The organism is Clostridiaceae bacterium (assembly GCA_012840395.1).
Classification (GTDB): domain Bacteria; phylum Bacillota; class Clostridia; order Acetivibrionales; family DULL01; genus DULL01.
In genome coordinates this window covers 1-24,658 of the sequence record DULL01000071.1, presented here as the reverse complement: position 1 = coordinate 24,658, position 24,658 = coordinate 1, and the positions used below count along the sequence as shown (strand labels likewise).

Sequence of the window (24,658 nt, the reverse complement as noted above, 5' to 3'; positions counted from 1 at the left end):
GCTGAAGGATCTAAAAAAAGAAACCTGAATAATTTCCAAATTTCAGGGGGGATACGAAAGTAACTGGTGAAGGCCAGTGAAATATATACTTTTACATCAAAATTATATTAAAATTTTTGACACTACGAAACAAATTAAGGGAGGGGCATTTATGAGAGGAAAAGAGAAACCGCTACGTTTTACAGTAACAGGACAGTCACTAATTGAAGATGAAATGAAGAATAGTAGTAAAAATCCTAGTTATCTGTCCTTGATTGAACACATCCAGAAATCTGATCTGGCTTTCACTAATTTTGAGGGAAATATATCACCTGGTTCAGGTTCTGGACCACTTGATGATTTAAAATGGATGGGATTTAATCTTTTATCTTTGGCAAATAACCATGCAGCTGAAACGGGCATAGACAATATGATGTTTACAAAGGAATGTGCTGAAAGCATGGGGTTCTGTACAGCCGGCACAGGACGCACACTGGAAGAAGCGACACAGCCTTCATATATAGAGGTATCTGGCTGTAAAATTGCTCTAATAGCTATGGATACCGCCAATCTTCAAACAAAGGATGCAATTGCGGGAGTTAACGGAAAACCAGGTGTTAATCCTCTGCGGGGCGTCAGAGAAAGCAGTACTGTTATTCACCTTAATACGGATGATGTTGAACGTAATTTAGAAGCTATTAGAAAAGCTTCAAATGAAGCTGACTATGTTTTTGTATCTCTTCATGAGCATTTCTGGCATGTGGAGTGGAAAGATATAACTTATGAGAAGCATTGGCCAGAAGAGTGGAAACATATCCTTCAATGGAAACAGGACTTTACAAGAAAAGCAGTTGACGCAGGTGCTTCAGCTGTTATTTGCCATGGACTTCCCAGTATGTGTGCAATTGAGATATATAAGAACAAACCAATTTTTTACAGCGCGGGCAATTTTATTTTTCACCTTTCCCTTAAATGTTGGTTTAATGAAGAAGTATGGGAAGGATGTATTATAGACGTTATTTTAGAAAACTGCAAAGTTAAAGAGCTTCAGCTTATCCCTATAGTATTGGTTGACCGCAATGGTGTATCGGATGTACCAAATGAATTTAGAAGGTTTCCTGCAGTTGCAGACAAGGAGAGAAGTAAATCTATTATAGAACGAATTGCTTATGAGTCATCTGTGTTCGGCACTAAAATTGAATGGATTAATGGCATGTATAGGGTAAAACTGGACATATAGGTTTTGCCTTTTTTCATGTCAAATTCTCAAGAAATGTTTGAGTTGCATGTTGTTATATAATAGCAACAATTGAATATGGTTGCTTAATTTCATATGGGTGTGGTCTATTATCATAGTGGTGAGAGGATACATGTGAACGGTTCGGACAAGGATCGTCCATATGTATTTCCTACTGTTAAAGTCAGCTGGCTGTCCAGTGATCAGATGAAAGGGTAAATATTGTAACCACAGATATACCATGGAAGGGCGGTGTATAACGCCAGAAACCCAGAATGCAGCCGTTGTGCCATTAATTATTTATGTGATTATTATGCCAATAATAATAAGTCTTAACATTAATATGTATTAACATTCTAAGCAAACCTTAATATTTTTTAAATATAAAACTTGAAATAAAGTATTAATAATATTAAAGTATTAGTACGTTTTAAAGGATTTTACAATACTCCAGAATATTTCTGAATTTTTTTTGTTCCATTTATCCAGGGGAGTAAAGTAGCTAATTCTGTACATTAGATCATCTTTTTTAAAGAAAACTTCTGATCCTTTGAACTCTCTTCCTTCATCGGTTTTCACAGCATAATCCCAGTAGAATCCGGGATTGTTGTTAATATGAACCTCTTTTGAAGTAAACTCAATAAAATTGAGATGAGAAGTTTCTTTAGAATTTTTCAGAAACTCTTCAAGAGAATAAGGCTGATTCCATACCTGGATAAAACCATGGGTGTTTTCTCTTTTATTAAAAAAATCTATATGATAAAGGATATCACTGCCCGAGAAATATTTTTCGTCCAGGGAAAAAGCGGAGGGATAGTTAAAACTGAATTTTCCTTTTAATGATTTATAATTTGAAAATTTTATTGTGTCAGGTTTTTTATAAGTGTAATTTACAACCAGATCTACATTTTTTAGTTGATCATTCACATATATGCTGCCTACCTGGTATTTAAGAGGATAAGAAAATGTTAAGTAATCATTAATTGTAATATTCAGTATCATAAATCTGGTTAAGAACAGATCAAGCATGTAATAGGATAAAAAAAATAGTAGTAAAAGGGAAGTCAAAATAAATATTTTCTTTTTAAATTGTCTTATTATTATAATATACAAACCAATGACCACCTTATAGTTTATTATTCTCTTTATAATCATATTTCATAGATCCAGGTTTTAATACTTCCGTCACATGAATTTTTCACCTAAGAGCTTGGGAGAATTGTGAATTTTTGTAACCAAAAACTGTGTGAGGAATATAATGGGAGTGGGAAGATATAAAAATATATTATTTAATGCTAACTATCTAAATGAGGGGGAGTAGCGCATGAAGGTTGTAATAATAAGAATGCCGGGGATTATTGGGAAGATGCTTAAAAAAATACTTAGAATGAATAATGAATAATTATAATATTTAAGCAACATAAAAAAAGCGTTTTAACGCTTTTTTATGTTGCTTAAATATTATAGACATATAAGAGAAAACTCTTATATAGCCCTTGTTACCTTATTAGAACGCAAACAACTTGTACAAACATTTAAAGACTTAGCTGTACCATTTTCAATGACTCTGACCTTCCTGACATTAGGTTTCCAGGATCTATTTGTCCTTCTAACAGAGTGACTTACATTGTTTCCAAAAATAGTTTTCTTGCTGCATATATCACATTTTGCCATTTATCTGCACCTCCTTCGAGCAACTCGGGGAAACTAAACTTTACTAAATATTAATTATTAATGTATAATCTCATAAAACAATAACCATTTTAACATATTATTAATTAACTCTGCAAGGGTTTTTATAGCAATTTTCACTATAATCACATTTTATGGATGGTACATGTTTTTTGTCATCCTGGTAAAATGGATATAATTAATATAAAATAATAACAGTATTATAAGTTTTATCATACAAATAGTAAATGGAGGAAGATAAAATAAGTATACTTAAAGAACCTGTAACGCAAATTAAAGGCGTCGGGAATTCCAGAGCCGCCCTGCTGAACAAATTGGGCATATTTACTATAGAAGATCTTATTACATACTATCCCAGGGACTATGAAGACAGAAGCCGGATCAAGGAAATCAGAGAACTGGAAGATGGTGAAATGGCCGGCTTTAAAGGAATAATTGCTTCAACTGTTATTGAAAGCAGGCCAAGAAGAGGAATGACAATTCAAAAGGTACTAATAAAAGAAGAAAATGCCTCCATCACAGCAGTATGGTTTAATCAGAGTTTTTTAAAAAATGTGTTCCGGGTAGGCGAAAAATATATTTTTTTCGGAAAGATAAGCAAAAATTATAATACAATTACCGTACAAAATCCTGTGTACGAAAAATTAAATAATAATGGCAGTATGGAAAAAGTATGCAGAATAGTGCCTGTTTATCCAACTACTGCGAAACTTACCCAGAATGTCTTAAGATCAATTATCAGGGAAGCACTTGAAGTGGCAGCTCATGAGCTGGTTGATTCAATACCTGATTGGATAAGAAAAAAATATAATCTATGTCATATTCAGTATGCTGTTGAAAATATACATTTTCCCAAAAGTGATGAGGATTTCAGGCATGCAAGGTACAGGCTGGTTTTTGAAGAACTGTTGAGGCTTCAGCTTGGACTGTATTATATAAAGAATAAGCTTAATACCAGTAAAGGTATTGAGTTCAGCAAGGATATAGATATTGAGGATTTCTGCGGCATTTTGCCCTTCAAACTGACTAATTCCCAAAAAAAAGTTCTTGATGAAGTAATAGGTGATATGGAAAGTCCAAAGGTGATGAACAGGCTGATACAGGGTGATGTAGGCTCAGGTAAAACTGTAATAGCTATGGCAGCTTTATATAAAGCTGCTAAAAGCGGATATCAGGGAGCACTGCTGGTTCCGACAGAAATCCTTGCTGAACAGCATTTTAAATCGGTTAATGAACTTTTATCCCAAACAGGTATAAGTATTGCTTTGTTAACAGGAAGTACAGGGAAAAAAGAAAGGGCTGAAATTCTTGATAAAATTGAAACAGGGGAGTTGGATGTGGTAATTGGTACCCATGCTTTGCTGGAGGACAGGGTAGTTTTTAATAATCTTGGATTAGTCGTAACTGACGAACAGCATCGTTTTGGAGTAAGACAAAGGGCTGTACTTTCTCAAAAGGGAAATAACCCTGATGTATTAGTAATGACTGCAACACCAATACCACGCACTCTCGCCCTGATTCTTTACGGTGATATGGATATTTCAATAATTAACGAACTTCCTCCCGGAAGAATACCTGTAAAAACATATGTGGTTGATGATTCCATGAGAGACAGGGTTAACAGTTTTATCCGGAAAAATGTGATGGAAGGGCGGCAAGTATATATTGTGTGCCCTTTGGTTGAAGAATCTGAAGTTATAGAAGGAACTTCTGCCGTTCAACTGGCAGAAAGAGTATCAGCAAAAGAATTTTCTGGACTAAAGGTTGGTCTTGTCCATGGAAAAATGAAACCTGATGAAAAAGAATCAGTTATGAAAAAATTTGTAGAGGGAAGTATAAATATATTGATTTCAACCACTGTAATTGAGGTAGGAGTAAACGTGCCCAATGCAACAATAATGGTTATTGAAAATGCTGAACGGTTCGGACTTGCCCAACTTCATCAGCTAAGAGGGAGAGTGGGAAGAGGAACTCATCAGTCTTATTGCATTTTATATAACAGGAGCAAATCTTCTGTTGCATTGGAGAGAATGAAAATAATGCAGAAGACCAATGACGGCTTTTTGATTTCAGAAAAAGATTTGAAACTAAGGGGCCCGGGAGAATTTATGGGGACCAGGCAACATGGCCTTCCTGACTTGAAAATAGCAAATTTGTACAAGGATCTGGATATTCTTAAAAAAGTTCAGGAGGCAGCGGGAGAAATAATAAGGCATGACCCGGCTTTAAAGAATTTTAGCTTCCTATTTCAGGAATTCTATTATTGACAAATAGGGTACATAATATAAAATAACATTATAAACTATTAGCAGAATAATGCAATACTCACGGAGGTATTTATATTTTACGGGTAATCTCAGGAACTGCAAAAGGACATAAGTTAATAACACCGAAGGGAACTTCCACAAGGCCCACATCTGACAAGATAAAAGGATCCATTTTCAACATTTTGTCAGCCTCTGTAATTGATTCGGATATATTGGATTTATATGCAGGAACCGGAAACCTTGGTATTGAAGCTTTAAGCAGAGGGGCCAGGTTTGCAGTGTTTGTTGACAAAGACCGTGAGTGTTCAAGGATAATCATGGAAAACCTGAAACACACAAAGCTTGAAACTAAAGGTGAGGTAATTACCGGACAAGCTTTAAGTGTAATTAAAAAACTGAAAGATAAAAACAGGAAATTTGACATAATATTTTTGGATCCTCCTTATCAATCCGGTGTCCTGGAGGATACTATTGCTGAAATTACAAAAAGCGGTATTTTAAATGAAGATGGCATAATTGTGGCTGAGCATGATAGTCGGCACAAATTGCCAGAAGAAATAAATTGCTTAAGTATTAAAGATAGCAGAAAATATGGAGATACGGCTATAACATTTTACAGAACAGGACGGTAATGAAGTTGAAAATCTGTGTATGCCCTGGGAGTTTTGATCCCATAACAAATGGACATGTTGATATAATTGAAAGAGCAGCCAAAATGTTTGACAAGGTTATAGTGGCTGTACTTGTCAATAAAAGCAAAGTACCTGTGTTTACTTTGGATGAAAGGCTAAAATTAATAAATAAAGTATTTGAAGGAAGAAAAAACATTGAAGTGGATAGCTTTTCAGGTCTCCTGATAGATTTTGCAAGAATGAAGGGAGCCAGTGTAATTATTAAAGGTTTAAGAGCTGTGTCTGATTTTGAGTATGAATTCCAGATGGCTCTACTGAACAAGAGTTTAGATTCTAATATTGAGACCATGTTTATGATGACCAATATAAATTACTCATTTTTAAGCTCAAGTGCAGTCAGGGAACTGGCCAGATTAGGAGGCAATATTGAAGGACTGGTTCCGGATTGTATTATAGATATGGTAATGGAAAAATTTACAAAATAATATGAATATGACGGCGTTTATTCTGTGTGATGAAAACGGGGAGGGAAAGCAATGGAAATATTATCAATTCTTGAAACATTGGAGGATGTTGTTGAAAGGAGTATAACCCTGCCATTCTCAGGCAAATCTCTTGTAGACAAGGAAGAATTGTTAGAGATAATTAAAGAAATCAGGCTTAAACTTCCTGACGACATCAAACAGGCAAAATGGATAACAGAAGAAAGACAGAGAATTCTGTTGGAAGCACAGAAAGAAGCAAGTGAATATCAGAAGCAGGCTGAAGAAAAACTGGCTGCCCTTGTTGATGAACATGAAATTACCAGAAAAGCATATGAGCAAGCTGAAGAGATTATTGCCAATGCACAGAAAGGTGCAAGGGAAATCAGGCTGGGTACCAAAGAATATGCTGATGAAATGCTTAATAATGTAGAAAAGATACTTAATGATGCACTGAACGTGATAAGGATGAACAGGCAAGAATTAAAATAAGTCAGTTCTATACCCTGCTCTTTAGCTTTGTTCTGGGATAGGCCGGCTTAAACAGGCAAGACAATATAATTATGGTCCCAATAACCGCTAAAGTAATAAAAAGGTATTTGCAGGATGACATTATACTTAAATACCAGTTGATTGTACCATCAGAGTATTCCTGCCCAAATACCTCTTTTATTTGTTCAACAGGAAATCCTAAAATTTTTATGCCAGCCCAGGCATAAGTAGCTGAAAATATTCCATGGAGAAGCTTTCCGAACAAATAAGGCTTTAATGAAAGATTAGTTCTACTGATAATGCTAAATACCTGAAAATGCACTGAAAGTCCTGCCCATCCGATGATAAAGCTTATAACAGAAAGTTGCTGGGCAAGGTTTCCAAAAAATGTTTTACTGGCTGTATTAACTCCTGTAGTAATTTCAAAAAAACCGCTGATAACCGGAATTATAGAACTGGTATCAATTTTGAGTGGTTTTAGTAACGTTGATATTATTACAGAAATTTTTTCTATAAATCCTGTTTCTATCAGCAAGTTAATAATTACTGAAAAAAGAATTATGAATCCTCCAATGGTAAACAGGGTCATAATTGAGTTTTTAACCGCATCACCAAATAATATACCTATATTTGTTCTGGATTTCCCAGTGGAAAACAATTCTCTCTTAAATTTTTTTATTATTTTTGAGCCGGACTTATTACCGGGATCATCCCTGTCCCTGAAAAATCTGAGAATTATACCCACGGTAAGTGATGCTGCAACATGGCAAACTAGCAGGTATATGCCTAATCCTGCTTTCCCAAGCATTCCAGTTGCGACCGCACCTATAATAAATAATGGACCGGAGTTGTTGGTAAAAGCCAAAAGCCTTTCAGCCTGATTTTTTGTAAGCAGACCTTGCTCATATAATCCAGTAGTCACTACAGCACCCATGGGATAACCGGAGGTTATTCCCATAGCGAAAGCAAAAGATCCGCAGCCCGGTATTTTAAAAAGAGGCCACATTATAGGTTCAAATAACACTCCTGCTGCTTTCATGAAACCTGTGCTGTTTAATACATAGGATGCTACAAAAAAAGGAAAGAGGGAAGGGAATACAATATTGATCCAGAGACTCAGTCCTTCAGAGGCTGATACAACTGCCGTTTTGGAAAAAGACATCAGTAATAATATAAATAATATACATATTAAAGGTAATAACAGTTGATCTAAGTATAACACCCAGATGGGCTTTTTAACCTTCAATGCCAAAACCCTTTTTTATGATTATAATTATTTCTATAAGAATTCTATTAGATAAATAAAAAAATATGATAAGAATTTAGAAGCAAGGGGACGGTTCTTATGCTTCCATAGCCGTGGAAGCATAAGAACCGTCCCCTTGCTTCACCTTTGTTCTCATCCTTGTTCTCAGGTTATACCTCAACTGTCCAGTTAAATTTGTCCTCCAGGACACCATACTGGATACCTGTAAGTGTATCATAAAGCTTTTTGGAGATTTGGCCTATTTTGCCGTCGTTTATAATAATTTTATTGTTGTTCCAGTTTAATTCTCCAATTGGTGAAATAACAGCGGCAGTACCGGTACCGAAAGCTTCTTCCAGTTTTCCCTCGGCATGGGCATCAAATAACTCCTGTGCGGATATCTTTCTTTCCGTAACTTTTATGCCAAAGCTTTTTAGAAGTTCAATGCATGAAGCCCTGGTAATTCCAGGTAAAATACTTCCCTGAAGAGCCGGAGTTACAACTTCTCCATCAATCTTGAAAAATACATTCATTGATCCGACTTCCTCAACATATTTTCTTTCCACACCATCAAGCCACAGAACCTGGATGTAACCTTTTTTCTCAGCAATAGCTTGCGCCTTAAGACTGGCAGCATAATTTCCTCCTGCTTTTGCTGCACCTGTTCCGCCTCTTACTGCACGTACATATTCATTTTCTACATATATGCTTACCGGATTGATTCCCTGGGGATAATAAGCGCCAACAGGGGACAGAATTATAACAAACTTATAAGTTAAAGAAGGTTTTACTCCAAGATAGGGATCTGTTGAAAACATAAACGGCCTTATGTACAAAGAAGTGCCTTCTGCAGTTGGAATCCAATCCTTATCAATATTCACGAGAGTTTTTATAGCTTCAACAGCACCATCAACATCAATTTGCGGCATACATAATCTGTCAGCACTTGCATTCATTCTTTTCATATTTTCCCATGGTCTGAACAGTAAGATTTTTCCTTCTTTTGTCCTGTAAGCTTTAAGACCTTCAAAAATTGCTTGTCCATAGTGAATAACTGAAATAGCAGGATTTACTTCTAAGGGTCCATAAGGAACTATTCTGGCATCATGCCATCCTTTTCCTTCTGTATAATCCATAATGAACATATGGTCTGTAAAATATTTTCCAAATCCTAGCTTATTCTGGTCAGGTTTTTCTTTTGGAGAACTTGTTTTTTGAATGCTTATCTTTAAAGACATTATTATATAACTCCTTTCACAGTCTAGAATAATATTATAAATATTATAAAAAAATTCATTAATGTATATAAATACATAATATAATTATATTTATTATGCTACTTTTAAAAGCAAAAATCTAGTATTGAATGACAAAAAATAAAATATGACATGGATTATTTAATAAATAATATATTAACATGATAATTATGTACAAGAATAATAATAGACTTTGCATATAAATTCAAGTATCATGTTATTATGATGTAAAGTTAAATTTTAAGAATAGCAGGTGGATTAGTGTGAAGATTAAAACTATGGAACTTTTTAAAGTGCCTCCAAGGTGGCTGTTTCTCAAAATCACAACAGAATCAGGCTTAGTTGGCTGGGGAGAACCTATTGTCGAGGGGAAAGCAGATACTGTAGCGGCTGCTGTAGAGGAAATGAAAGAATATGTCATTGGTAGAAACGCAAATGATATTGAAGATATATGGCAGGTTTTATACCGCGGTGCTTTTTATCGTGGAGGCCCTATTTTGTGCAGTGCCATTTCTGGTATTGAACAAGCACTTTGGGATATTAAAGGGAAATATTTAAATGTACCTGTCTACGAACTGCTGGGAGGTTCAGTAAGGGATAAAGTAAGAGTATACTGCTGGATTGGTGGAGACAGGCCTTCCAATGTAGCTGAAGCTGCAAAAGAAAAGCTCAGTCAGGGATATACAGCCATAAAAATGAACGCAACCGAAGAAGTTGCATGGATTGATAACTTTAAAAAAGTCCAGGAAGTTCTTGACCGGGTAGGTGCCATAAGAGATGAAGTAGGATACGGCCTGGACATAGCAGTAGATTTCCATGGACGTGTACATAAGGCTATGGCGCGAGTGTTGATGAAAGAACTGGAACCCTACAAGTTAATGTTTGTTGAAGAGCCAGTACTTACAGAAAATGAGGAAGTTTTCGCTGAGCTTCGAAGACATACCTGCATACCCATAGCAACAGGAGAAAGAAATTATACGCGATGGGGCTTTAAAAACATGCTGCATGCAGGTGGAGTAGATATAATTCAGCCTGATTTGAGCCATGCCGGAGGTATCCTTGAAGTAAAGAAAATAGCTGCGATGGCTGAGGCCTACGATGTTGCAGTAGCTCCGCACTGCCCGTTAGGTCCAATTGCATTGGCCGCTTGCCTCCAATTGGATTTCTGTACTCCAAATGCCTTTATTCAGGAACAAAGCCTGGAAATTCATTATAATCAGGGTGCAGATCTGCTTGATTATTTAGAAGATCCTGGAGTTTTTGAATACAAACAGGGATATGTAAGCAAACTTATGAAGCCCGGCCTTGGTATTACTGTGAACGAAGAAAAAGTGAAAGAGATGGCAAAGATCGGCCACAACTGGAAGAATCCGGTATGGCGTACCTTTGATGGAGTTGTGGCAGAATGGTAGCTACGATCTCGGGAGGATTATATGCTCCGGAATAAGATTATTCAAGCATTGATATAATATTGATGATTTGTTATTATAATCATAATTACATTATGATTATAGTCTTTTATAGGTGCATTGCGCTATATAATAGATTTACTGGAGGTATTTAATGGTAGAAATTTTTTTCCCAGATGCGTATTTAGACAAGGTACAGGATATAGATCTGGACATGTTAAAAAAGAAGAATATAAAGGGATTAATTTTGGACATTGACAATACTCTGGTTCCGTCACATGTATCAGAAGCAGATGACAAGGCATTTCAATGGATAGAAAGATTAAAGGAAAATGGATTTGAAATATGTATTGTATCTAACGCAACGAAAAAAAGGGTAGAAAAATTTAATGAAAAATTAAAAGTATATGCAATTCACAGGGCGGTAAAACCCTTTCTGGGAGCTTATAAAAGAGCAATGGTACTAATGGGCACAAAACCTGAGGAGACTGCAGTAGTAGGAGATCAGATTTTTACAGATATTTATGGAGGAAACAGGCTTGGTATGTTAACCATACTTGTTAAGCCATTACATAAAAAAGAATTTTTCTTTGTTAAATTAAAAAGATGGCCTGAAAAATATATATTAAAAAAATACCATGATTATAGGATGCGTTCCGCAAAGTTGTATAAGTATTAATTATTAGTCAGATCTTTATGTGGATTATTAGTAAATGTTCCGACTAAAGAAATTTATTGACAAACTATTAATAAGTTAATGGATAGTTTAACCGAAGCTGGTTAAAGGGTGGTATAATATGGACATTGAAAGCATGGTTACAGGTAAAACAAGAGTAATTGGCATAATAGGAAATCCTATTGAGCATTCAATATCACCTCAGCTTCATAATACTTTAAGCAGGCAACTGGGATTGAATATAATTTATGTGCCTTTTAAAGTTGAAGGAAGTGACCTGGGATGTGCGGTAAAAGGGCTAAAATGTCTGAATGTTCTTGGATTTAATGTGACTATCCCGTACAAAGAAAGTATTATAAGCTATCTTGATGAGATAACTGAAGAAGCTGAACTTATGGGATCTGTGAATACAGTTAAAAATATTGAAGGAAAATTATTTGGTTTTAATACCGATGCCAGGGGATTTGTTCAGTCCTTTACCAAAGAGGCAAAGGCAACATTTAAAGACAAAACCGTTGCTATTATTGGAGCAGGAGGAACGGCAAGAGCTCTTGCAGTTAAAATTGCTCTTGAAGAATCCAGAAAAATATATATAATAAACAGAACCTTGCAAAAAGCAGAGGAAATAGCAAGTAGGATAAATGATAAAATAGGGAATGTTGCCCTGGCTGTTAATCTGGACAGTAAGGAAAGTACATTAGCCCTGTCTGAAGCAGACATATTGGTTAACACAACTCCATTAGGGATGTATCCGGACACAGAAAGAACTCCTTTAAATAAGGATTTCAGATTTTCTAAAAACCAGATAGTTTTTGATGTAATATACAATCCAAGAAAAACATTATTTCTTGCAAGAGCCGAAGAATGTGGCTGTACCATAGTTAATGGTTTTGGAATGCTGATATCGCAAGGCATACAAGCATATGAAATATGGACGGATACAAAAATACCCAGCACACTTTCAGAACAAGTTCAGGATTTGTTATTGAAATATATATAACTACTTGAATATATAACTTTTTAGAAGAATTTATATTTGTGTTGTAAAGATAATGAATAATAATATTTACACTGTTAATTTTACAACTGCTAATATAGCCGTGGTTATTTTAATATTTATTGCAGGGCTTTTTGTAGGCTCATTTTTGAATATATGCATTTACAGCATTCCCAGGAATCAGTCAATAGTAGATTCAATTAAACATTTAATTACCAGAAACCGAAACTGTAAATTTTATACCGAATGCAGAATAAGAAGCATTTTGGTAGAATTGCTGACAGGTTTGACATATATGCTCTTATATTTAAAATATGGGCTTAGTATTGACTTTTTTGCATGTATATATATAATGGGCATACTACTGGTTGTACTATTTATAGATATCGATAAAAAAATAATACCTGATAAACTTGTTCTGGCAGGTTTGGCAGGTGGATTTTTTTTGTTTATATATAATCTGTTCCAACCTGTTATAATATTCGGTGACAGGAAATGGTGGAACCCTATTCTTGGAGCAGTAACAGGTTCGGGTATTCTATTTTTGACATCTCTGACGGCATTATTGTTTTATAAAACTGATCAAGCCATAGGTATGGGAGATGTAAAGATATTCATACCTATAGGTTTTTTCCTGGGATGGAAAATGACAATAGTTGCTCTCCTGGTGTCAATCTTTCTTGGAGGATTCACTAGTTTCATTCTTATTATCTTCAGGGTTAAGAACAGGAAAAGCACGATAGCTTTTGGACCTTTCATTGTAACAGGTACTTTTGTAACGCTTTTATGGGGATGGGACATTTTAAAATGGTATTTAGGTATTCTATTTTAGGGATAATTTAAAAGTATATGGGTTATTTAGAAAGGCCGGGAGTGCCGTGATGGAACTGAAGAATTATATGGAAGAGATTGTTCCATCCGGACATGATAAGACATAAATTTATAGAAAACTAATATTTGTTGAAAACAAAATGTATAATAATTGTAAATATTGATGAAGGGAGAAAAAGATGATAAGATTTGGCCCCTCGGGGAATTCACAAAGTTTTTATGACCAAGGCTTTAAATCGTCTCTGCAGATGCCCGGCTGGCTTGCCGGCATGGGTCTTAACGCCTATGAATACCAGTGTAACAGAGGTGTGAATATAAGAGAATCTACCGCAAAGGCAATAGGAGAAGAAGCATTAAAAAACAATGTATTCATTAGTATTCATGCTCCTTACTATATAAACCTTTCAAGCCAGGAGGAGAGCAAACGCACTAATTCCAAGAATTATATTCTTGATACCATGAAAGTTGCCAACTGGATGCAGGCAGAAAGGGTGGTAGTCCATACAGGATCATGTACAAAAATGGATAGAAGGTTTGCCTTGGAACTGGCAATACAGGTTCTGAGAGATACTATAAAAGAGGCTGATTCCATGGGCCTTTCTCATATTACCATTTGCCCTGAGGTTCTTGGCAAGGTAAACCAGCTCGGTACCATTGAAGAAATTGTGGAGATGTGCAAAATAGATGAAAGACTAATTCCAACTATTGATTTTGGACATATTCATGCCAGAGGAATGGGCTCACTGAATACTCCCCGGGACTTTGAAAATATTATAGATTATATAGGAAATGAATTGGGAACAGAGAGAATGAAAAGGTTGCATATACATTTTAGCCGTGTGGAATATTCACAAGGAGGAGAAAAAAAACACTGGACAATGGAAGATACCCAGTATGGTCCTGAGTTTGAACATCTGGCAGTGGTTTTGATTAAGAAGAAAATGGAGCCGGTAATTATTTGTGAATCAAGAGATTTCATGGCAGAGGATGCTCTCAAGATGAAAAAAATATATGAAAACTTATTAAATAAAATGTAAAATGTTTTTTAGATTAATATAATACGAGTTAGAAAAAGTGGGTGATGAAATATTTATGAAAAAAATCCTTGTAATAAACGGCCCAAATCTAAATCTTCTTGGAACAAGGGAAAGAGATGTTTATGGTTCTGCAACTCTGAAAGATATAGAAGAAATGGTGCGGCAGGAAGCGAATAAAATAGGGTTTAGTGTTGATTTCTTTCAATCCAACCATGAGGGTGACATTATTGACCTGATACATAAAGCCAGGGAGGAATATTTCGCAGTTATTCTAAATGCAGGTGCCTACACTCATTACAGCATTGCAATCAGGGATGCTGTTAAAGCAGTTGATATACCAGTTATTGAAGTTCATATGTCAAATATATATAACAGAGAGGAATTTAGAAGCAAGTCTGTTATTTCACCTGTATGCAAAGGACAGATTAGTGGATTCGGAGTCGGGAGCTATATTCTTGCAGTTCATGCCTGCAAATTATTCGCCGATTAAGTATAGTGTTTAAATGATTTTTATTCATATGATTTGGAAGGAGAAGACAAAGAATGCTTCATATTGAAAACAGGTTAAAGAAACTGAGAGAAAAGATGATTCAAAAAAACCTGGATGCCGTATTGGTAACAAAGCGTGAAAATTATTTTTACTTATCCGGTTTTACAGGTACTTCCGCCAATTTGATTATTACTAAAGATGAAGCTTTGCTTGTGACGGATTTCAGATATGTAGAGCAGGCGGAAAAACAGTCACCTGATTTTCAGGTTATTAAGTATTCAGGTACATTGTCAGACTTTGTTTCTAATATTCTGCTGGACAGAAATATAAAAACACTGGGTTTTGAAGAAATGGCCATACCTTTTGGCAGATTAATGGAATACAAAGAAAAATTAGGGAATATGGAGTTGGTACCACTTAATGGTATATTGGAAAACTTAAGAATTATAAAAGATCAGGAAGAAATAAATACTATAAAAAAAGCAGTTGAAATAGCTGATAATGCATACGCTTATATACTTAAATTTATCAAGCCCGGAATGGCTGAGATAGAAGTAGCTGCTGAGATTGAATACTTTATGAGAAAACAGGGTGCTGCCAGTGCATCTTTTGATATTATAGTCGCATCAGGAAAGCGCGCAGCGATGCCTCACGGAGTTGCTTCAGAAAAAAAGTTGGAGTTTGGAGATGTTGTTACTTTAGACTATGGAGCTTTATATAAAGGATATTGTTCCGACATAACCCGTACATTTTTTTTAGGTAAAGCAGATGAAGAGCTAAGAAATATATATTCTATTGTATTAGAAGCTCAACAAAAATCATTGGAAAAAGCAGCCAAAGGCATGAAAGGTTCGGAAGTAGATTATATTGCAAGAGATATTATTACAAAAGCAGGCTATGGAGAAAATTTCGGTCATGGCCTTGGCCATGGGGTAGGCCTTGAAATACATGAGGAACCAAGATTTTCACCCTATGCAGGAAATACAGAAATGGAAAACGGAATGGTTGTGACCGTTGAACCTGGCATATATATAACCGGCCTGGGTGGAGTGAGGATAGAGGATATGATTGTAATTAATGATAACTCACCTATAGTTTTAACAGGAGCAACAAAAGAGATGATAATACTATAAAAAAACACTGCAAAATACTTGGTAAAACACTATTCAACATAAATTTGAAAGGATATAATTAACATATATTAATAATGTACTTGATATTAGGCTGTTTTTAATCTAATATAATTTATATAATTTTGTAGTAATTGGTTATAATTTAGTGTGATTTGCTTAATTGGTTGGTTAAATTTAATTTGTTTATTTTTTTATAAAGGAGGAACATTTAAATGATATCTGCAGGAGAATTTAAAAACGGAATTACTTTTGATATGGATGGACAGGTATATCAGGTTGTAGAATTTCAACATGTAAAGCCAGGAAAAGGAGCAGCTTTCGTAAGAACCAAGCTGAAAAACATTGTTACTGGTGCTACAATTGAAAAAACATTTGCTCCTACCGATAAAATGCCCAAAGCTCATATAGATAGAAGGGATATGCAATATCTGTATAATGATGGTGAATTATATTATTTTATGGATACAGAAACCTTCGAACAGTTGCCTCTAAGTTCTGAGCAGATTGGAGATCACTTAAAATTTGTCAAAGAAAATATGATAGTAAAAATACTCTCATATAAAGGTAATATTTTTGGAATTGAGCCTCCCACTTTTGTAGAACTGGAAGTTACTCATACCGAACCTGGTTTCAAGGGAGACACAGCTACCGGAACTACAAAGCCTGCAACTGTAGAAACAGGTGCCACCATAAAAGTTCCGTTGTTTGTAAATGAAGGAGACATAATAAGGATAGATACAAGAACCGGAGAGTATATTGAAAGAGTATAAGATTTATATTATATGGGAAATAGTATAATGGTAAGAGAATTAAGACTATAATATAGATAATGGGAGGTGCTTGAGAATGTTTATTAAGGAGAGAGTATCATACTTAAAAGGCCTTGCTGACGGTATGCAGATAGGAGATGCAACAAACGAAGGTAAGTTACTTAAAGCAATAATTGAAGTTTTAGATGATATAGCTGGTGAGATTGATTATTTGCAGGAAACTCAGGATGAAATGAGTGAACATATTGATAGTATTGATGAAGATCTTGCAGAACTCGAGACTATTGTGTTTGAAGACTATGAAGATGAGAATGAAGATGAAGAAGACGATGTTGAATACATCGGAGAGATAGAATGCCCGCATTGTAAAGAGAAATTTGACGTTTATGAAGACATGCTTGAAGATGATAATACCCTGCGGTGTCCTGAATGTGACGGTGAAATAGAGATTGATCATGATGATTGCTGCTGTGAAGAATATAGCAGTGACGATGAAGAATAATACATTTTGAAGCATGGGGACGGTTCTTCTGCTTCTGTTTTGACGGAAGCAGAAGAACCGTCCCCATGCTTTCATGCTTTTATGCCCCAAAATTAGGAATAGGTTGGTGTATCATGAACGATTTACATGAAAAATTAATTAACGCAATTGAAGAGCGGAAAGATGAACTTTTTAATATACTTTCTAAACTAATCCAAACAAATTCTGAAAACTTTGGTTCCTATGGAAACGAACTAGAATGTGCGCAGTACATTCTTAAACTATTTCAAGACATGGGAGTCCAGGCAGATTTATATTCTCCGGACTCGGTAGAAGGAATGACTTCACATCCTGATTATCTGCCTGGAAGATCGTTACATAACCGGCCTAATGTTACTGCCTGGATTCCTGGGAATTATTTGGCGGCCGGTCAAAGTAAAGAACCTAAAAGAAAGCTTATGCTTGCGGCACATTCTGATACCATGCCTGTTGGGGATGAATCAAAATGGAGTGTTCCACCCTTGGGAGGAATAATCCGTGACGGGCGTATTTGGGGGAGAGGTGCTTGTGATGACAAATATGGTATTGCTGTTGCCATTTTTCTAATGAGACTATTAAAGGATTTAGGAATTATCCTTGACTATGATTTGTTCTTTACAGCTTATTCAGATGAAGAGCACGGCGGAGGTAACGGCGCACTTGCTTCTTGCCTTAAATATCCCTGCGATGACTACTTAAATATGGATTGTAAAAAATTTGAAATATGGAATTGTGCGATCGGAGGCCAGGTTGTAAAAGCTACAGTACGATCAAAGACACCTGTGGATTCATGTGCAGTTGTTGCTGATGGGCTTTTTCTGGTAAAAGAAGAATTTTTTAAATTTAAGGAGAGACGTCTGCAAGAAATATCTGCAGATCCCCATTATACCGGAACTGTTATTCCTGATACTTCCATGAGGATAATGGAGTTTACTGCGGGCAAGGCTGGAAATGACCTGGATGTTGGCTATATTAATGTTGTGTTTTATACGACAAAGACAGAAAAAGAGATTCAGGAAGAGTTTAAATTAATGAAAGAAGTTCTTAAGCCAAAACTTGATGCTTTGGGATTGGAACTGGTAGAAATAAAACCAACTACTAGATTTTTCCATTACGCACCCTCCCAAGATAATAATCCTGTTATAAAACTGCTTAATGAGGTGTCTGAAAAGATTGGAAACGGACCACTTACTGTTTGCGGTTCTTGCTTGTCAGATCTTTCACTTTTTATAAAATATGGGAGCCCTCGTGCCATAAGCTTTGGCATAGGAAGGGATTTTGACGAATATGGAGGAGCGCACCAGACAGATGAGTTTATAGATTGTGATGAATTGGTTAGGTTAGCTAAGATTGTCGGGGTATTTTTACTGGAATATTGAGAAGAATGAACAACTTCTTGAGCTATACATTCCATAAGCTATACATTCCATATTTGGAATGCATAGCTTTTTTTATGAAAAAAATTCGGTATTTTTGTATAATTTTTCACAAATTTATAATATTTATATAGAATAAGCAGTAACCTTGTGATATAATTTAATAAATCGAGGTGTTGCCATGGAATTCAAAAAAATTGGTAATATATCTTATATCTAAAATTCTTCATTGTGTATATAAACAAATTTGATGATATTGTCTCACATTTGTTTTCTCTTTTTTGTATGCAATTTTAATTAGTTTACACCATTAGTACTCTGTTCAAATTAAGGGAGAACAATTGGAATATATTTTATTAACTGCAGGAATACAGGTATTTCTGTAGTTTTTGTACGACTATTATTTAACTTATCAATTTGGGGGGTATAAAATGAGCAAAGAGTATAATCCATATGAAAATATGCTGGAAGTGCTCGAAAAAGCAGCAAGAAAGCTTAATCTTGAAGAAAATGATTATATTGAAATCAAGTATCCTGAAAGAGAGCTCAAGGTATCGCTGCCAATAAAAATGGACGATGGTAGTGTTAAAGTATTTGACGGTTATAGAATACAGCACTCTACTATAAGAGGTCCAGGTAAGGGTGGCATCCGCTACCATCAGGATGTTAACCTTGATGAAGTAAAGGCTCTGGCAGCCTGGATGACTTTTAAATGTGCAGTAGTCAATATTCCTTTTGGTGGCGCAAAGGGTGCGATTAAGGTTAATCCTTATGAATTATCAAGGGGTGAATTGGAAAGACTCACAAGAAAATATACTGCAGCCATTGCTCCGATAATCGGACCTGAAAAAGATATTCCTGCACCTGATGTTGGTTCAAATCCAGAGGTTATGGGATGGATAATGGATACATACAGTACTATCAACGGTTATGCAGCATGTGGAGTAGTAACAGGGAAACCTATTGAAATAGGTGGTTCTTTAGGAAGAGGAGAGGCAACCGGAAGAGGCATAATGATTACTGTTAAAGAAATCCTGGCCAGGCTTGGAATGCCTGCCAAAGGGACAAGGGTGGCAATTCAAGGAATGGGTAATGTAGGAAGCAATGCGGCAAAGCTTTTATACAGAGAAGGATTTAAGATTGTAGCAATTTCAGATGTATCCGGCGGAATGTATAAAGAGGACGGATTTGATATTGATGCAGTTTGCAAATTCCTGAGCAGCAATAGAGGAAAACTGTTGAAGGACTATGAAGTTGAAGGAGCACACCGCATTAGTAATGAAGAATTATTGACAGCCGATGTTGATGTTCTTGTGCCGGCTGCATTGGAAAATCAAATAAACGAGGATATTGCTTCAAAACTTAAAGCTAAGGTTATTGTAGAAGGAGCAAACGGACCTACTACAGTTGAGGGCGATAAAGTTCTTGAAGAAAGAGGAATAAAGGTAGTGCCTGACATCCTTGCTAACGCTGGTGGCGTTGTTGTTTCGTACTTTGAATGGGTACAAAACATCCAGAATCTGGCTTGGAGTGAAGAAGAAGTAAACAGCAAGCTTGAGCATATAATGAAGAAAGCTTTTGCCAGTGTATGGAATAAGGCTGAGGAAGAAAAAGTATCCCTGAGAATGGGCGCATACATTGTTGCAATTGATAGAGTAGTAAAAGCAAGGAAATATCGTGGAGTATTTTTATAATTCTAACAGCACAAAGAGCTGGGAGAAGCACGGGGACGGTTCTTCTGCTTCCGTCAAAACGGAAGCAGAAGAACCGTCCCCGTGCTTCCCGTGTGAAAAGCCGTGAGTTAAATTTAACTTACGGCTTTTTTGTTGTCATAAAAATGGACAAAGATAAATATTAATATTCTAAGAAAATAAAGTTTGGTTTGAGGTTGAAAATGATAGCTAAAGATAAAAGAACATTATTTATCCCTGGGGCAAGAAATATTGAAAGAGATATACTCCAGTTTATTTCTCCGGAAATACGAAAAGTACTGCAAAATGTGGGTATTCAGCGTTTAAGATTAATGGAAGAGATAAGACTTAGAGCCGGACGCCCCCTGATGGTCCAAAATTATGGCGGCAGTTGGTTTGTGAGTGCAGATGGTACTCTCAGCAGAATGGACAAGGGCTCATATGTTGTTGAACAGAATGAAATAATAAAAACTCTTGAACTAATAACTGAAAACTCTGTTTATGCTTATCAGGAGGAGATCCGAAGAGGCTATATTACCCTTAAAGGTGGACATAGGGTTGGAATAGCGGGTAAAACTGTAATGGAAGATGGTTATGTAAAAAATATAAAAGATATTTCAGGACTAAATATAAGAATTTCAAAGGAGGTTCCTGGTTGTTCAACTGAAGTAATTAAATATGTATTGAACGGGAGTAACAGTATATTTAATACATTGATAGTTTCACCCCCTCAATGCGGTAAGACAACGATGCTGAGAGATATGGCAAGACTGCTTAGCGAAGGTTGCCCTGAGAAAGGTATTCCGGGATTGAAAATCGGGATAGTAGATGAAAGGTCGGAAATAGCCGCTTGCTTCAAAGGATTACCTCAGCATGATATAGGCGTACAAAGCGACGTTCTGGATGGCTGCCCTAAATCCATAGGAATGGTTATGATGATCAGGGCTATGTCACCGCAGGTAATAATAACTGATGAAATAGGAGGCTATGGTGACAAGGAGGCAATAATATCAGTACTTAATGCAGGCGTTAAAATCCTGGCTTCGGCCCATGGATTTAATATTTCTGAATTAAAGAGCAGGCGGGAGGTATTGAGTCTGATTGAGGAAAAAGCATTTGAAAGATTCATTGTACTGAGTAATGCCAATGGACCTGGAACATTGGAAGAAGTAATTGATGGTTCAACTATGCATATTATTTACAAAAGGGGTCATTAAGCATGCTTAAATTTCTGGCAAGTATCATGATAATTGCTTCATCCTCCATATTAGGTTACTCCATATCCAGGGAATATTCCAGGAGACCTGCGCAACTTAGGGAATTGCAGATTCTCATGCAGATTTTTGAGAATGAAATAAGATTCTTATCAAGCGTATTAGCCAGTGCTTTTGAAAAACTTTACAAGACCTCAAATAGTGAAGTTAGAGAATTCTTCATAGAAACAATAAAAAATCTTGAGAGCTCTGGAGGGTATGGCGCAAAAGAAGCATGGGAAAAAGCAGTAAGAGACAATATAAAAAACACTTCTTTAAATAATGAAGACCAGGAGATACTTTTGCAATTCGGAAACATCCTGGGAAGTACCGACAAAGACGGACAAATCAGTAATATCAGACATTTAATAAGCAGGCTGAAAATTCAGGAAGAAAAGGCTGAAGAAATGAGAAAGAAAAATGAGTCTTTGTACAGAAAGCTTGGATTATTAGGTGGTTTAGCTATAGTAATAGTACTTTTGTAAGGGGAATAAAAATGGGAATTGACTTGATATTCAGAATTGCGGCTATTGGTATACTGGTATCAGTATTAAACCAGGTTCTTAGCAGATCAGGGCGTGATGAGCACGCAACCATGGTAACAATAGCAGGTATTGTTATTGTACTAACTTTAGTAATTAAGGAAATTGTAAAACTATTTGATACTATAAAGACTCTGTTTAATTTCTAAGTCACATTACTTTTCTAATTGCCATTGTTAAGCAGCATGAGTGTATATTTTTCTGGATAATGGAGGCTATAAATGGAAATATTGCAAATCGTTAGTTTGGGTGTTATTGCCACGATACTGATCATGCTTATAAAGAAAGAAAGACCTGAAATCGCTGTCCTGATAAGCATTGTGGTAGGAATTGCAATATTCATTCTCTCGGTTTCAAAATTATCTGCAATTCTTGAACTATTAAATACTTTTACAGAAAAAGTGAGCATTGATACGAGGTATATAAGCACACTCTTCAAGATAATAGGCATTGCGTACATAGCGGAATTCGGCGCTGAAGTTTGTAAAGACGCAGGAGAAGCCTCCATAGCTGCAAAGATTGAGCTTGCAGGGAAACTGATTATTGCGGCACTGGCATTTCCTATAATAGCTTCATTATTAGATCTCATAGCGAAGATATTGCCGTAAATGAGTAAAATAAAGTACTTCTTTTGGAGGAAGAAACTGTGAGATACAAAAGATATATAAAGAGAAAATTAGAGAAGGGATCTAATAAAAAAAGGCCAATTAACTTAATGGTTGCTCTTCTGATAGTTTTATACCTGCAAGCAATTCTAATGCCTTTATCATCCCAAGCGGCTGGAGAAGAGAATGAATCCGAAACAGACAATCAGGAGATTATAGAAGAGCAATTAAAGCAAGATAAATATAAAGAACTGGAAAAATACTTAAAACAGTATACCGATGATGAAACAGGTGAAATTATAGAAGATTTCGATCCTGTAGATATTTTTCGTGAAGGTGCCAGAGGTAATTTCAAATTTAGCTTTATTGGGTTGTTGAACAGCATTTCCAGATACTTATTTCGTGAAATATATTCAAATATAAATATTATGGCTCAGGTAATCATTCTGGCAGTATTGTGCGCTTTGCTAAAGAACCTGCAGACATCATTTCTTAGTGAGAGTGTTGGAGAACTGGCTTTTTTTGCTTGTTACATTGTAATTGTATCTATTATGGTAGAAAGTTTTTATTCCTGCCTTAATCTTGCCACAGCTATTGTTGAGAACATGGTTAATTTTATGTATGCTACTATGCCTGTTTTGATAACATTACTTGTTTCAGGAGGAAACATAACTGCCGGAGGGGTTTTCCAGCCTATAGTATTTGGTATTATCGGAGCAGTTGCTACAATTATTAAATCTGTGCTTATGCCGGTAATTCTATTATCAACAATATTGGCGCTTATAGGCAATATTTCAGAAAAGGTTCAGCTATCCAAACTTACAGGTACAATAAAACAGGTAACAACTGCGATTCTAGGACTGATTCTGACAGTTTTTATTGGTATAATTACTATCCAGGGATCTGTTGGTGCAATTGTAGATGGTGTGACAGGAAAAACTGCCAAGTTCGCAATAAGCACATTTGTTCCGGTAGCAGGAAAGTACCTTGCAGATGCAGCTGAGACGGTCATAGGGTGTGCGCTTGTTATAAAGAATGCAGCTGGTGTTGCAGTGATGGCAGTTATTGTGGCTATATGTTTGGTTCCAATATTAAAAATCACAGCATTAATCTTTTTGTACAAGATAACCTGTGTACTGATAGAGCCTGTTTCAGAGAAAAGAATAACCAAATGCATCGATGAAATAAGCAGTTCTCTCACATACATAATCGGACTTATAGTATCTGTAGCATTCATGTTTATTATTTCTGTAACTGCAATAATCGCAGCAGGTAATATAAGTACCATGATAAGGTAAAGGAGGTGGATAGGTGGTAGAATTCCTCAAAGGCTGGGTACTTAATATCATTACCCTGGTCATGTTCCTGGTATTGCTGGAAATTCTTATTCCTTCAGGCAAACTGAAGAAATTTATTAATCTGGTATCTGGTTTCATTCTTATAATTGTACTTATTGAGCCTTTTGCAGGAAATGCCCTGGACAGTAGAAAACTTGAAGATTTCCAAATAATTAACAGTAAAGTAATTAATGAAAAGGAACTTGAATATAATAGCAAGATAATGGAAGAAGAACAGATGAAACAGGTATCAGAAGTATATAAGAAAAAGCTGACGGATAATATTGTACAAAGATTAGAGAAAGTAGATGGGATATCAAATATTGAAGCTGAAATTCTAATTGATGAAGATTATACATCGAATACCTTTGGAGAAATAAAGAAGGTATTTATCAAATTTAATATTGAAGAAGAAGCCGGTAATAGCAGGGGCAACATTTTTCGTGTTGAAAGAATTGAAATAAAGGATAGTGAAGACTTTGATGAAGAACAGATTGTTAATGAAAAAATAAAGGATCAGGTTGAGGAAATAATCAGTAGACTTCTCGAAATAGACAGTGAGGACATCATAATTTCGGTAGAAAAAAGACCAGCTAATAAAAGTCAAGAGTTTTTAAGAAAAAATCTTTAAAAATTTCCTAAAACTCCTGGCAGCAAAAAAGGCATAACAACAAGACCACCTATGCGTAGTAGACATAAAATAGCTGG

General features: G+C 35.8%; 26 protein-coding genes. 22 read left to right on the top strand and 4 right to left on the bottom strand.

The genetic code is table 11. From position 1 onward, the window contains the following. Positions 1–151: 151 nt before the first annotated feature. The gene (locus GXX20_08910) at positions 152–1,219 is read left to right on the top strand and encodes a CapA family protein (protein ID HHW31775.1); all 1,068 of its coding nucleotides are present in this window, start codon (positions 152–154) and stop codon (positions 1,217–1,219) included. Between the two features lie 417 nt (positions 1,220–1,636). On the opposite strand, the gene GXX20_08905 is transcribed toward GXX20_08910, so the two are convergent. Both GXX20_08905 and GXX20_08900 read right to left on the bottom strand, forming a co-directional pair. After that, a complete protein-coding gene (locus GXX20_08905; GenBank protein ID HHW31774.1) occupies positions 1,637–2,329 on the bottom strand; it encodes a hypothetical protein in 693 nt (230 codons plus the stop codon). 372 nt (positions 2,330–2,701) lie between these two features. Then, positions 2,702–2,890 (bottom strand): 50S ribosomal protein L28, encoded by a 189-nt coding sequence (locus GXX20_08900; protein ID HHW31773.1) that lies wholly within the window; start codon positions 2,888–2,890, stop codon positions 2,702–2,704. Positions 2,891–3,135: 245 nt separating this feature from the next. Between GXX20_08900 and recG the strand changes: the two genes are divergently transcribed. From recG to GXX20_08880, 4 genes are all read left to right on the top strand, one after another. Beyond that, positions 3,136–5,175 (top strand): ATP-dependent DNA helicase RecG, encoded by a 2,040-nt coding sequence (gene recG / locus GXX20_08895; GenBank protein HHW31772.1) that lies wholly within the window; start codon positions 3,136–3,138, stop codon positions 5,173–5,175. A 68-nt stretch (positions 5,176–5,243) separates the two neighbouring features. Then, positions 5,244–5,807 (top strand): 16S rRNA (guanine(966)-N(2))-methyltransferase RsmD, encoded by a 564-nt coding sequence (rsmD, locus tag GXX20_08890; protein ID HHW31771.1) that lies wholly within the window; start codon positions 5,244–5,246, stop codon positions 5,805–5,807. A 5-nt stretch (positions 5,808–5,812) separates the two neighbouring features. Beyond that, positions 5,813–6,292: a pantetheine-phosphate adenylyltransferase gene (gene coaD, locus GXX20_08885; GenBank protein HHW31770.1), complete on the top strand. Its 480-nt coding sequence runs from the start codon at positions 5,813–5,815 to the stop codon at positions 6,290–6,292. A 51-nt stretch (positions 6,293–6,343) separates the two neighbouring features. Next, positions 6,344–6,781: an ATPase gene (locus tag GXX20_08880; protein HHW31769.1), complete on the top strand. Its 438-nt coding sequence runs from the start codon at positions 6,344–6,346 to the stop codon at positions 6,779–6,781. 7 nt (positions 6,782–6,788) lie between these two features. Here GXX20_08880 and GXX20_08875 read toward each other — a convergent pair whose 3' ends face one another. Continuing rightward, positions 6,789–8,033 (bottom strand): sporulation integral membrane protein YlbJ, encoded by a 1,245-nt coding sequence (locus tag GXX20_08875; GenBank protein HHW31768.1) that lies wholly within the window; start codon positions 8,031–8,033, stop codon positions 6,789–6,791. A gap of 164 nt (positions 8,034–8,197) precedes the next feature. Then, positions 8,198–9,265 (bottom strand): branched-chain amino acid aminotransferase, encoded by a 1,068-nt coding sequence (locus GXX20_08870; protein ID HHW31767.1) that lies wholly within the window; start codon positions 9,263–9,265, stop codon positions 8,198–8,200. A gap of 281 nt (positions 9,266–9,546) precedes the next feature. On the opposite strand from GXX20_08870, the gene dgoD reads away from it, so the two are divergent. From dgoD to GXX20_08785, 17 genes are all read left to right on the top strand, one after another. Further along, positions 9,547–10,695 carry a galactonate dehydratase gene (gene dgoD / locus GXX20_08865; protein HHW31766.1) on the top strand — a complete coding sequence of 383 codons (1,149 nt, stop codon included), beginning with the start codon at positions 9,547–9,549 and terminating at the stop codon, positions 10,693–10,695. A gap of 151 nt (positions 10,696–10,846) precedes the next feature. Then, positions 10,847–11,371, top strand: a complete 525-nt coding sequence (locus tag GXX20_08860; GenBank protein ID HHW31765.1) for a YqeG family HAD IIIA-type phosphatase — start codon at positions 10,847–10,849, stop codon at positions 11,369–11,371. A 118-nt stretch (positions 11,372–11,489) separates the two neighbouring features. Continuing rightward, on the top strand, positions 11,490–12,368 hold the full coding sequence (locus GXX20_08855; protein HHW31764.1) for a shikimate dehydrogenase: 879 nt from the start codon (positions 11,490–11,492) through the stop codon (positions 12,366–12,368). 52 nt (positions 12,369–12,420) lie between these two features. Beyond that, the gene (locus tag GXX20_08850; GenBank protein HHW31763.1) at positions 12,421–13,197 is read left to right on the top strand and encodes a prepilin peptidase; all 777 of its coding nucleotides are present in this window, start codon (positions 12,421–12,423) and stop codon (positions 13,195–13,197) included. Between the two features lie 178 nt (positions 13,198–13,375). After that, the gene (locus tag GXX20_08845) at positions 13,376–14,233 is read left to right on the top strand and encodes a TIM barrel protein (GenBank protein ID HHW31762.1); all 858 of its coding nucleotides are present in this window, start codon (positions 13,376–13,378) and stop codon (positions 14,231–14,233) included. A 55-nt stretch (positions 14,234–14,288) separates the two neighbouring features. Further along, a complete protein-coding gene (gene aroQ, locus GXX20_08840; GenBank protein HHW31761.1) occupies positions 14,289–14,723 on the top strand; it encodes a type II 3-dehydroquinate dehydratase in 435 nt (144 codons plus the stop codon). A 53-nt stretch (positions 14,724–14,776) separates the two neighbouring features. Next, positions 14,777–15,856, top strand: a complete 1,080-nt coding sequence (locus GXX20_08835; GenBank protein ID HHW31760.1) for an aminopeptidase P family protein — start codon at positions 14,777–14,779, stop codon at positions 15,854–15,856. A 212-nt stretch (positions 15,857–16,068) separates the two neighbouring features. Continuing rightward, on the top strand, positions 16,069–16,626 hold the full coding sequence (efp, locus tag GXX20_08830) for an elongation factor P (GenBank protein ID HHW31759.1): 558 nt from the start codon (positions 16,069–16,071) through the stop codon (positions 16,624–16,626). Positions 16,627–16,702: 76 nt separating this feature from the next. Continuing rightward, positions 16,703–17,128 (top strand): hypothetical protein, encoded by a 426-nt coding sequence (locus GXX20_08825; protein ID HHW31758.1) that lies wholly within the window; start codon positions 16,703–16,705, stop codon positions 17,126–17,128. A gap of 113 nt (positions 17,129–17,241) precedes the next feature. Next, positions 17,242–18,525 carry a M20 family metallopeptidase gene (locus GXX20_08820; protein HHW31757.1) on the top strand — a complete coding sequence of 428 codons (1,284 nt, stop codon included), beginning with the start codon at positions 17,242–17,244 and terminating at the stop codon, positions 18,523–18,525. Positions 18,526–18,953: 428 nt separating this feature from the next. Then, a complete protein-coding gene (locus tag GXX20_08815) occupies positions 18,954–20,216 on the top strand; it encodes a Glu/Leu/Phe/Val dehydrogenase (GenBank protein HHW31756.1) in 1,263 nt (420 codons plus the stop codon). A 200-nt stretch (positions 20,217–20,416) separates the two neighbouring features. Next, a complete protein-coding gene (gene spoIIIAA / locus GXX20_08810) occupies positions 20,417–21,430 on the top strand; it encodes a stage III sporulation protein AA (GenBank protein ID HHW31755.1) in 1,014 nt (337 codons plus the stop codon). A 2-nt stretch (positions 21,431–21,432) separates the two neighbouring features. After that, positions 21,433–21,951, top strand: coding sequence for a stage III sporulation protein AB (spoIIIAB, locus tag GXX20_08805; protein HHW31754.1), 519 nt, complete (start codon positions 21,433–21,435; stop codon positions 21,949–21,951). An 11-nt stretch (positions 21,952–21,962) separates the two neighbouring features. Then, positions 21,963–22,157, top strand: a complete 195-nt coding sequence (gene spoIIIAC, locus GXX20_08800; protein HHW31753.1) for a stage III sporulation protein AC — start codon at positions 21,963–21,965, stop codon at positions 22,155–22,157. 72 nt (positions 22,158–22,229) lie between these two features. Then, positions 22,230–22,616: a stage III sporulation protein AD gene (gene spoIIIAD / locus GXX20_08795; GenBank protein HHW31752.1), complete on the top strand. Its 387-nt coding sequence runs from the start codon at positions 22,230–22,232 to the stop codon at positions 22,614–22,616. A 38-nt stretch (positions 22,617–22,654) separates the two neighbouring features. After that, positions 22,655–23,911, top strand: coding sequence for a stage III sporulation protein AE (gene spoIIIAE, locus GXX20_08790; GenBank protein HHW31751.1), 1,257 nt, complete (start codon positions 22,655–22,657; stop codon positions 23,909–23,911). A gap of 13 nt (positions 23,912–23,924) precedes the next feature. Continuing rightward, on the top strand, positions 23,925–24,581 hold the full coding sequence (locus GXX20_08785) for a stage III sporulation protein AF (protein HHW31750.1): 657 nt from the start codon (positions 23,925–23,927) through the stop codon (positions 24,579–24,581). The last annotated feature ends 77 nt before the right edge of the window (positions 24,582–24,658 follow it).

What these genes read in the sequence shown, in the direction of transcription:
- GXX20_08815 (HHW31756.1), top strand. Translation starts at nt 18,954, where the DNA reads ATGAGCAAAGAGTATAATCCATATGAAAATATGCTGGAAGTGCTCGAA.
- GXX20_08825 (HHW31758.1), top strand. Translation starts at nt 16,703, where the DNA reads ATGTTTATTAAGGAGAGAGTATCATACTTAAAAGGCCTTGCTGACGGT.
- spoIIIAA (HHW31755.1), top strand. Translation starts at nt 20,417, where the DNA reads ATGATAGCTAAAGATAAAAGAACATTATTTATCCCTGGGGCAAGAAAT.
- GXX20_08845 (HHW31762.1), top strand. Translation starts at nt 13,376, where the DNA reads ATGATAAGATTTGGCCCCTCGGGGAATTCACAAAGTTTTTATGACCAA.
- GXX20_08855 (HHW31764.1), top strand. Translation starts at nt 11,490, where the DNA reads ATGGACATTGAAAGCATGGTTACAGGTAAAACAAGAGTAATTGGCATA.
- efp (HHW31759.1), top strand. Translation starts at nt 16,069, where the DNA reads ATGATATCTGCAGGAGAATTTAAAAACGGAATTACTTTTGATATGGAT.
- GXX20_08860 (HHW31765.1), top strand. Translation starts at nt 10,847, where the DNA reads ATGGTAGAAATTTTTTTCCCAGATGCGTATTTAGACAAGGTACAGGAT.
- GXX20_08835 (HHW31760.1), top strand. Translation starts at nt 14,777, where the DNA reads ATGCTTCATATTGAAAACAGGTTAAAGAAACTGAGAGAAAAGATGATT.
- GXX20_08820 (HHW31757.1), top strand. Translation starts at nt 17,242, where the DNA reads ATGAACGATTTACATGAAAAATTAATTAACGCAATTGAAGAGCGGAAA.
- GXX20_08880 (HHW31769.1), top strand. Translation starts at nt 6,344, where the DNA reads ATGGAAATATTATCAATTCTTGAAACATTGGAGGATGTTGTTGAAAGG.
- GXX20_08850 (HHW31763.1), top strand. Translation starts at nt 12,421, where the DNA reads ATGAATAATAATATTTACACTGTTAATTTTACAACTGCTAATATAGCC.
- GXX20_08870 (HHW31767.1), bottom strand. Translation starts at nt 9,265, where the DNA reads ATGTCTTTAAAGATAAGCATTCAAAAAACAAGTTCTCCAAAAGAAAAA.
- spoIIIAD (HHW31752.1), top strand. Translation starts at nt 22,230, where the DNA reads ATGGAAATATTGCAAATCGTTAGTTTGGGTGTTATTGCCACGATACTG.
- spoIIIAB (HHW31754.1), top strand. Translation starts at nt 21,433, where the DNA reads ATGCTTAAATTTCTGGCAAGTATCATGATAATTGCTTCATCCTCCATA.
- GXX20_08910 (HHW31775.1), top strand. Translation starts at nt 152, where the DNA reads ATGAGAGGAAAAGAGAAACCGCTACGTTTTACAGTAACAGGACAGTCA.
- spoIIIAC (HHW31753.1), top strand. Translation starts at nt 21,963, where the DNA reads ATGGGAATTGACTTGATATTCAGAATTGCGGCTATTGGTATACTGGTA.
- GXX20_08900 (HHW31773.1), bottom strand. Translation starts at nt 2,890, where the DNA reads ATGGCAAAATGTGATATATGCAGCAAGAAAACTATTTTTGGAAACAAT.
- recG (HHW31772.1), top strand. Translation starts at nt 3,136, where the DNA reads ATGGAGGAAGATAAAATAAGTATACTTAAAGAACCTGTAACGCAAATT.
- aroQ (HHW31761.1), top strand. Translation starts at nt 14,289, where the DNA reads ATGAAAAAAATCCTTGTAATAAACGGCCCAAATCTAAATCTTCTTGGA.